The sequence below is a fragment of the Murinocardiopsis flavida genome, assembly GCF_003014485.1.
In the GTDB taxonomy this organism is placed as follows: domain Bacteria; phylum Actinomycetota; class Actinomycetes; order Streptosporangiales; family Streptosporangiaceae; genus Murinocardiopsis; species Murinocardiopsis flavida.
Map to the genome: position 1 here is coordinate 1 of NZ_PYGA01000052.1, position 7,787 is coordinate 7,787.

The following is a 7,787-nucleotide window of genomic DNA, read 5'->3' on the forward strand; positions in this document are numbered from 1 at the left end:
GCGGCTGTCCGGGAGCGCCGACCCCGGCCCGGCCTCCATGAAACGCGTAAGCCCGCCCGCGCGAAGCGCGGGCGGGCCTTGATCCTGTAGGGAAATTCGGAACCGGCCTCGGGCCATGCCTCGCCGTGGCGGCGGGGCTATCCGGCGCGCTTGATGGCGGTGTAGTCGATCAGCGCCGGGTCGATGTCGATGCTGATCATGTGGTGGTCGGACCCTTCGTGGGGGGTGCTCCGGTACCCAGTGAGTGCAGGGACCAGGGACGGGGTGACCCATGCCTGGTCGCGGCGGACCCCGCACGCCGTGGTCGGTGCCAACAGGGACGCGTCCCCGGTGGCGGCTGCCAGGTGCGCGGCGGCATCGGTCATCGCCGCCAAGGTCAGGCGGCGCGACACCTGCCGGTTGGGCACGCGCTGCCCATCTCCCATCAGGTCGAAGAGGCCGGACACGTTCAGCGCAGGCAACCCGTCCGGGTCGGGGGCGGGGTCGCTGAGCGGTAGGTGGTTCACGTCGCCGATGAGCACGCCCAACCCGCCGTAGCGGTAGACGCGCGCGGCGGTCTTGATCGCCTCGGCCTCGGCCTCGGTCGCAGAGGCGGCATTGAGATGTACGGATGCGACAGTCACAGGGGTCGGCGCTCCGGTGTCGAAGACCGCCGCGCCGAGTCCGTGGTACAGCTCTGCCCCGTCCTTGTCCTCCCACTGGGCCTGGGTGAGTCCTGGCCGATCGCGGTACATGACCAGGGTTCCGCCGATGCTCCGGGCACCGGGGATCCACCCGGCGGTGTGCATGCCGAGATCACGCTGTGCGCGGTAGAGCTGCTGATAGTTCCGCTCCCGCCATCCGTGAATCTCCTGCACGCACAGGATGTCGGGGTTTTCGCTGCGGATGGCCTCGGCGATGATCGGCCACCGGTCATCGGAGTCGCCACGGGGCGTCTGGACGCTGCCGTGCAAGAGGTTCTGGCTGGTGATCCGGAGCAAGGATTGTTCCTCTCTAGGGGGTGCGGGCCGGTGCGGTGTGCTCTCCCTACTTGCTGGGCTTCGGCTCCTTCGGCTGTGGCGGCTCTGACGGCCTCGGATTCCTCGGCATCCACGGGTGATTCCAGTCCGACACTTCGGCTGACAGGATTTGCGCAAGCATGGAACTCTTCTCGGGTCGGGGGTGGGCTGTGCGGCCCTAAGCGCAAGGGGACAGAACGCGTGGACGCTTCCGGGGGGCCGCGCTCTCGGGGTCGCGGGATACAGGTCACCGCTCAGCTTCGGGGCTCGTGACCTTAGTTCTTCTCGCCTCGGTGCCGGTCACCCTCGGGGTGGGCACTGCTGTGACGCACCCGTTGGGGCGCATCACGACGACCGCGAGAACGGTGCCCTTGAGATTCAGCGGCTCCGGTGGCGGTAGCGGCGGCGGCGCGGGGGGCGCGGGGTCCTCGGTGATGAGGCTGGTCACGGGGACCTCTAGCGCGGTGGCGATGCGTTGCAGCGTGACCACGGTCGGCCTGCAATGAGCGCGCTCCAAACTGCTGATGTAGGCGGCGCTGACTCCGCACATGCCGCCGAGAGCGTCCTGCGTCACGCCTTTGCGTCGGCGGAACTGCCTGATGCGAGCGGCGACCAGCAGGATTAGGTCAGCAGGGGGAGATGGGGATACGTCGGCCACGTAGCGAGCTTCCTAGTTCGGGGAGACGGGTGGTCGGGGGCGCCCGGCCCCGCTGGGAGGGATCCCGCCTGGGAGGGGCGGCGGGAAGCGGGACCGGGCGCGCTGGGAGGGGGACGGTGCCCGACCCGTGGCGATGAAGCGCACCACGGGCCGGTGGTCAACGGGCAGGGGGGTTCGGCGGGATCTCGAAGTAAGCGTGCTTCCGGTCGCGTTGGGGAAGCCCTGTCGGCCGCGTGCCCGTGAGTTCGGTAACCAGATCGGCGACACTGCCCGCGCACACCAATGCCGGGCGTCCGGTGTCGCGGTGGTCCATGCGCAGCACCGCGATGACCTCGGCGCGGCCGTGGTCGTCGCGGGTCTCGCTGATCTCGTAGGCGCCGTGCGCGGTGCGGGCGCGCCGTAGCGCCTCGGAGGGGAACACGTTGTAGTACATGGAAACCTCGGTCGGTCACGCGGGCGGGTGGTCCGGGTGGGCGCGTCGCCACGGGTCGGGCAGGGGTTTGCCGTCGGTGATCCAGTCGTGCAGCTCCTGGAACGCCGCGTCGGCGCGGATCAGGGAGTTGCGGAGATCGCTCTTGGTCGCGCGGGTGTCGCGGTGGTCGCGTAGCGACTCGGATACGCGGTCGAACAGGATGTCGGCCTTGTCCTCGGGGGACTCGGGCACGATCCGGGACAGGTCGTCTGCCAACGGGGCCTTGCCCTGGCCGGTGGCGTCGTTCACGCGTGTACCCTGATCCGGATCGTGGCCGTGTAGCCGCTGGCCTCATCGGTGATGACCGGTCCGCATTCGTCGGCGAACGCCTCGACGATGCGCAATCCCCGGCCGCATTCGTCCTCGTCGTCGCGGGCGTCGGTGCGGGGGATCGGGATCGTGTCGGACCCCTGGTCCATCACCCACATGCGCACCTGGGCGGGGTCGACCTCAAGCGTGACGGCGAAGTTGCCGCCGCTCCCGCTCGCGGTGTGCAGGATCGCGTTCGTCCCCAACTCGCTGATGATCAGGGCTGCGTCACTGATGACCTGTGTGGGCAGGGGCGGTGTGACCATTCGGAGCTTGGCGGCGGTCCAGTGGCGCGACGTCCGGACACTGCTCTCAACGCCGGGAAACCGCTTGCACGCGCGGTGCGCGCGGTCTGCGACGGCGGCGCTCATGGCGTAATCACCTCGACCGGCGCAAGCACGTAGGGGCGGACTCGGGAAGCTCCGCGGCGATGGGGGTGCAGCGGTGCGGCGGCTCGGTGGCGACCGGTAGCGTTCCTCACGGTTCCTCTTCCTGTGTGTTCAGGTTGGGAGCTAGGCCCTGTCCGGTGTCTGACCACCGGACAGGGCCGTCCTTGTGCGGCTCCTGCTGTGACCTTGGGATGACTATGGCGCCACGAAATGCTTGCGGCTATAGATACAGTTCAAATGAAGAACACTGAAATCGTTCTCCGCTTCTTGTGGTAATTGAACTATTGCTGTGGTTTGCTGTGGTCATGGCGATGAAGATTCCCCCGACTGAAAATCACACGCTTCGGCAATTCGGTATAGAACTTGCACGTTTGCGCAGTTTGGCCGAGAAGTCGCAACGAGATATCGGGGTGGCGGCTCAGGTATCGGGCCAGCTTGCCGGGGCCATCGAACGTGGTGAGCGCTACCCGAGTAAGGAGTTCGCGGAGCAGGCAGACCAGATGTTGCAAGGGGACGGCATCCTCATTGACCTATGGGAACGCCTTCACAACGACTCGTACCCGCACTTCATCGGCGAACTGGTTGATGCGGAACCCCTCGCCGTGATCATCCGCGCGTACGAGCCGCAATTGATTCCAGGGCTTCTCCAGACGGAGGGCTACGCTCGTGCGACCTTGACAGCCGGGAACTCGCGGGCACCCGTAGAGGTTGTGGAACGGCTTGTGGTCGGGCGGATGAAGCGTCAGAACATCTGGAACAAGCGGAATCCTGCACACATGATCGCGATCGTGGACGAGACGGTGATCCGGCGTCCGATCGGACCTGCGGGGGTCATGAGCTCTCAGATAGGGCGCTTCCTCGACATGATCGAGCAACGCATTCTCAAGCTCCTCGTCATACCGACCGGGAGAGGTCAACATCCGGGACTGACCGGACCGTTCACGCTGCTCTCGCTCACGGACGGCCGAGACCTGGTGTACGTGGAAGACGCCCTAAGTGGCAGGATGGTCCACACACCCGGCGCCGTCCGCGCCATGGTGTTGCAGTTCGGCGACCTGCAAGAGGTAGCGCTGTCCCCGGACGAGTCTCACCGGCTACTGAAGGACGCGAAGGAAGGCTTCGATGGATCTGAACTGGCATAAGTCCAGCTACAGCGGCCAACACGGCGGCAACTGCGTAGAGGTCGCGGAGACACCAGGGGCGGTCTACGTGCGGGACACGCAGAACCGCGACCTCGGCCATGTCGGGGTTAGCGGTGCGGCGTGGGTCGCGTTCCTGGAAGACGTCAAGACGGGCGCGCTCTAGCCACCGTCCCCTAAAAACTCCACACTCTTGCCCTCGGACGTCGTCCGGGGGTTTTGTGTTGCCTGGGGTACGCGCTGGCGTGAGCAGGGGGCCGGCGGCCCTTGCCGACATCTCACCTGGCCATAGCGCCGCCGGCGGCCTGCGTCGGGTGCGCGCGTGCCTCACCACCGGCGGCCGCTGTTCAGCGGGGTTGGTACTGGTCGGACAGGCGGACGGCGTCGGCGCGGTAGGCGGTGCGGGTGTGCTCGACAGCGGGGCCGTCTAGGCGGTAGCTCGTCTCATCGTGCAGGAGAACCACGTTCGCCCGGCTCATTTGTAGCGCGTCGGCTTCCTCGGCGGTGGCGGTGCGGGCGCTGGTGTGGGTGACGACGGTGGTGGCGTCGGCGAGTGCTTCGGTGTCGGGGGTGTAGTGCGTGCGCAGTACGACGGGCCTGTGTTCGTCGCTGAGGATCCGGCGCACGGTCGGCACGTCGCGTTCCCCGGTGCCGAGGATGATCGCGATGTCGGTGGGGGCGGGGGCGCGCTCGGTGCTGGTGAGTGCGTGAAGGTCGTCGTCGCCTGCGGTGGGGGCGTCGGCGGGGGCGCGGCGGCGGGCGGCGTGGGTGCGGCGGGGGCGCGGGGTGGCCGGACGGGTGTGCGGGGTGAGGGCGTCCCCTTCGGGGCCGGTCGGGGCTAGCGGGTGGTCGGCAACGAAGGTTCCCCGGCCTTTGTGGGCGACGGCGACCCCCCGTTCAACCAGATCCCGCAAAGCCTTGCGGGCGGCCTTGTTGCCGACGTCGTAGCGGGCGCTGACTTCGGCGATGGACGGGAGCGGGGCGCCGGGGGGGTAGGTCCCGGCCGTGATTTCGGCGCGCAACGCAATCGAAGCAGCTTCCCATTTGATGGGCGGGGCCATGTGCTCTCCCGGAAGTCGGGCGTTTCGGACATCGGGCAAAACTGTGTGCGATCTCCGTTGACGGCCAAGCCTAGCCGCCTTCATAGTGCAAAGGAAGGCGGCCAAGCTTGGCCGGTATCAATGGAGAAGGTGAGACATGCGTTTCCCTGTGGATGTGTCGGCGCTGACGTTCCGGGTGGCGGTGCCGCCGCGTGAGGTGCTGGATTTCGAGTCGGGCAAGCCCAAGACACGGCCGGACGGCACGGCGCAGTGGAGGGTCGGCCTCATGGCGATGGACGGTTCGGAAGCCGAGTTGATCAGGGTCAACGTGCCGGGCCCGTTGACTCTGGCGGTGGATGAGTCCGTGAGTGTGGTGGGGATGTCGTGCTTGCACTGGAGCATGGGCGACCGCTCGGGGATGTCGTTCTCGGCGGATCGGATCGCGGCCGCCAAGCCTGCGGCTTCCTCGGGTTCGGCGTCGGGCGGGGCGAAGTGAGTCCGGCGCGGGTGACGGTGTCGCTGTCGGGGGCGGCCGGTGCCACGTGCGCCGGGGCGTCCGGGGGTGCGCCCGTGCTGGTGGTCTCCGATGACCTGGTGGCGCTGCGCCTGGATGCCTCGGCGCTGAACAGTGAGGAAGCGGCGGCGCTGGCCGGGTCGCTGGCCTCGGCGGTCGATGCCTGGTGTGTCGAATTGGCGGCGTGGGCGGTGCGGGAACTGTGTGCGGACATCCCGCCCCCGCCGTATGCGCGGTCTGCGGGGGGTGCTGATGAGTGACGACCTGCGCAAACCGGTCGGCCTCACCATCGTTGAGCGGCCGGACGTCAAGACGCGTGTGCAGCATTCGGCGGCGTCCTGGATCGCTGTTGAGGTGCTGCGTCCGGCGTGGCTGTGGCGCCGTGAACTGCTGCTTCTCGCTGTGCCGGTGCTGGCGGCGCTGGGCGGGGCGGGGGCGGTCTGGGCGGCGGTCGGCCTGAACGTCAACGCCGTGCTCGGTGCGGGGCTGCTGGCGGGCGGCGCGGCCGGGGTGCTGCTGCTGGGGTCGGTGTGCGTTCCCGTAGTGCGTACGGCGCTGCGTGTGTGGTTATCACATGCGCGTGTGCGGCGCCACTGGGATCGCGCGTGCCGATTCAGCGGTCTGGAGACGGTTGCGGTGCGTGTGCCTAGAGTGATGAACGTGACTGATCTACCCACAGGTAACCGATTGCGGATCCGCCTGCCACGCGGGCACTCCGCTGCCGATCTGGAGGCGGGCGCGGACCGGCTTGCCGCCGCGCTGGATGTCCGTGCGGTGCGGGTTCACCCGAATCCGGATGCCGCACGGTGGCCTGATGTGGACATCCTTCGGAAGCACCCTTTCCGTGACGAAATGCGGAATCCGATGATGATTCGTTCGCCGCTGGTGGGCGCGGACCGGTGGTCGCTGTGGGACGGCGTTCCGGTCGGCATGGACGACATGGGGTCGTGGGTGCAGGTGGGTCTACCGGGCCGCAATGTGTTGGTGGGCGGTGAGCCGGAAGCGGGCAAGAGCGTGGCGGTGTCCTCGGTGCTTGCGGCGGCGGCGCTGGATCCGGATGTGCTCGTGCTGGGCATCGACGGCAAACAGGTGGAACTCGGCCTGTGGGTGCCGGTGCTGTCGGCGCCGTTGGCGGTCACGATCGAGGATGCGTGTGCGCTGCTTGATGACCTGGTCGTCACGATGGACGGCCGGTACGCGAAGCTGGCTGCCTCGGGCACGCGAGTGATTACGCGAAACATGGGGCTCCCGCTCGTGCTGCTCGTGGTGGATGAGTTGCGGCTGTTCACGGCACACCCGGATCGCAAGCTCCGGGACCGGTTCAATCGGGTGCTGACCGATGTGGTGGCGCGGGGCCGTGCGGCGGGCATCATCGCCGTGTGCGCCACGCAGAAACCCTCTTCGGACGTGGTGCCGACCAGTCTTCGGGATCTGTTCGGCTACCGGTGGGTGCTGCGGTGCTCCACACGGGACGCCTCGGACACGGTGCTCGGGGCGGGGTGGGCCTCGGAAGGCCACAATGCGGCGACGATCGCGCCGGAGGATCGCGGGCTCGGGCTGCTGCTCGCGGAAGGCGGGGTTCCGGCCTCGGTGAAGGCGGCGTTCCTGTCCGATGGTGACATTGGCCAGGTGGTGGCGCGGGGTGCGGCGCTGCGGGACGGGGGCCGCACCTGAATCTGTGACCGACCGGCAGTACACCCCTCTTCTCTGTGAGGTGCATCCCCCATGCCCCCCATGTCCCCTGTCCCCCTGTACTCCACGTCCCGCGATGGTCTCCGTGTCGCCACGGTCCCGCCTGACGAACTCGCGTTGCGCGCGGTCGTGGCCTCGATGACGCCTTCGACCCGCGTCGGGGCGGCTGAGCCGCTGATGACCCGGTTCCTGGGCCTGCCCGTCGATGCGGGCGGGTACGGCCGGTGCCGGATGGAGCCTGGTGACCGCGACCGGGTGGTGCCGCTGATGTGGGAGCACGCGGCCGCCCTGCTGTCGACTGCGGGCCTGGCCCCGGCGGGGTCCGCCTCGTCTGGCGCGGTTCTTCTGTAGCAGGCGCGCGCCCCGGCGGACTGGGAGGTTGCCGGGGCGCGCCCCTTCCCCCCTTCCCCCTCTTCTCTTTCTTCCTTGTGCCGAAAGGTCTCCTTCGTCATGCCTCATTTCCCCCTGCCGTATCCGGCACTGCCGGATCCGCGTTTCTCCTGGCCGCTGATCCAAGACGTCTCTGAGGTCCTGGTGTCCCATGGGTTCCCGGATGCGATGGACAACGCCCAGGAC

General features: G+C 68.2%; 12 protein-coding genes. 6 read left to right on the plus strand and 6 right to left on the minus strand.

Annotated features, from left to right (window positions below; all coding sequences use genetic code 11):
* Positions 1-137: 137 nt before the first annotated feature.
* The 5 genes from CLV63_RS32795 to CLV63_RS32815 all read right to left on the minus strand — a co-directional run bounded on the left by CLV63_RS32795 (position 138) and on the right by CLV63_RS32815 (position 2,808).
* Positions 138-980, minus strand: coding sequence for an endonuclease/exonuclease/phosphatase family protein (locus tag CLV63_RS32795; protein WP_106587143.1), 843 nt, complete (start codon positions 978-980; stop codon positions 138-140).
* A gap of 265 nt (positions 981-1,245) precedes the next feature.
* Positions 1,246-1,656 carry a helix-turn-helix domain-containing protein gene (locus CLV63_RS32800; protein WP_106587144.1) on the minus strand — a complete coding sequence of 137 codons (411 nt, stop codon included), beginning with the start codon at positions 1,654-1,656 and terminating at the stop codon, positions 1,246-1,248.
* A 157-nt stretch (positions 1,657-1,813) separates the two neighbouring features.
* Positions 1,814-2,089, minus strand: coding sequence for a hypothetical protein (locus tag CLV63_RS32805; RefSeq protein ID WP_106587145.1), 276 nt, complete (start codon positions 2,087-2,089; stop codon positions 1,814-1,816).
* 15 nt (positions 2,090-2,104) lie between these two features.
* Positions 2,105-2,377, minus strand: coding sequence for a hypothetical protein (locus tag CLV63_RS32810; protein ID WP_245929304.1), 273 nt, complete (start codon positions 2,375-2,377; stop codon positions 2,105-2,107).
* Positions 2,374-2,808 carry an ATP-binding protein gene (locus tag CLV63_RS32815; RefSeq protein WP_106587146.1) on the minus strand — a complete coding sequence of 145 codons (435 nt, stop codon included), beginning with the start codon at positions 2,806-2,808 and terminating at the stop codon, positions 2,374-2,376. Before CLV63_RS32815 ends, CLV63_RS32810 begins: the two co-directional genes overlap by 4 nt.
* Positions 2,809-3,131: 323 nt before the next feature.
* On the opposite strand from CLV63_RS32815, the gene CLV63_RS32820 reads away from it, so the two are divergent.
* Together CLV63_RS32820 and CLV63_RS32825 are read left to right on the plus strand one after the other, a co-directional pair.
* Positions 3,132-3,968 (plus strand): helix-turn-helix domain-containing protein, encoded by an 837-nt coding sequence (locus CLV63_RS32820; RefSeq protein WP_245929306.1) that lies wholly within the window; start codon positions 3,132-3,134, stop codon positions 3,966-3,968.
* Complete coding sequence (locus CLV63_RS32825; RefSeq protein WP_106587148.1) at positions 3,949-4,131, plus strand: DUF397 domain-containing protein; 183 nt, start codon at positions 3,949-3,951, stop codon at positions 4,129-4,131. The genes CLV63_RS32820 and CLV63_RS32825 overlap by 20 nt, the downstream gene beginning before the upstream one ends.
* A 181-nt stretch (positions 4,132-4,312) precedes the next feature.
* Here the strand turns inward: CLV63_RS32825 and CLV63_RS32830 are convergent, their stop codons facing one another.
* On the minus strand, positions 4,313-4,987 hold the full coding sequence (locus CLV63_RS32830; protein WP_170134420.1) for a GntR family transcriptional regulator: 675 nt from the start codon (positions 4,985-4,987) through the stop codon (positions 4,313-4,315).
* Positions 4,988-5,162: 175 nt separating this feature from the next.
* Here CLV63_RS32830 and CLV63_RS32835 point away from each other — a divergent pair, with 175 nt between their 5' ends.
* The 4 genes from CLV63_RS32835 (at position 5,163) to CLV63_RS32850 (ending at position 7,562) form a co-directional block, all read left to right on the plus strand.
* On the plus strand, positions 5,163-5,501 hold the full coding sequence (locus CLV63_RS32835) for a hypothetical protein (protein ID WP_106587150.1): 339 nt from the start codon (positions 5,163-5,165) through the stop codon (positions 5,499-5,501).
* A 74-nt stretch (positions 5,502-5,575) separates the two neighbouring features.
* On the plus strand, positions 5,576-5,779 hold the full coding sequence (locus tag CLV63_RS32840) for a hypothetical protein (protein WP_146165733.1): 204 nt from the start codon (positions 5,576-5,578) through the stop codon (positions 5,777-5,779).
* The gene (locus CLV63_RS34310; RefSeq protein WP_211301603.1) at positions 5,772-7,193 is read left to right on the plus strand and encodes an FtsK/SpoIIIE domain-containing protein; all 1,422 of its coding nucleotides are present in this window, start codon (positions 5,772-5,774) and stop codon (positions 7,191-7,193) included. The genes CLV63_RS32840 and CLV63_RS34310 overlap by 8 nt, the downstream gene beginning before the upstream one ends.
* Positions 7,194-7,253: 60 nt before the next feature.
* On the plus strand, positions 7,254-7,562 hold the full coding sequence (locus CLV63_RS32850; protein WP_146165734.1) for a hypothetical protein: 309 nt from the start codon (positions 7,254-7,256) through the stop codon (positions 7,560-7,562).
* Positions 7,563-7,787: the final 225 nt, after the last annotated feature.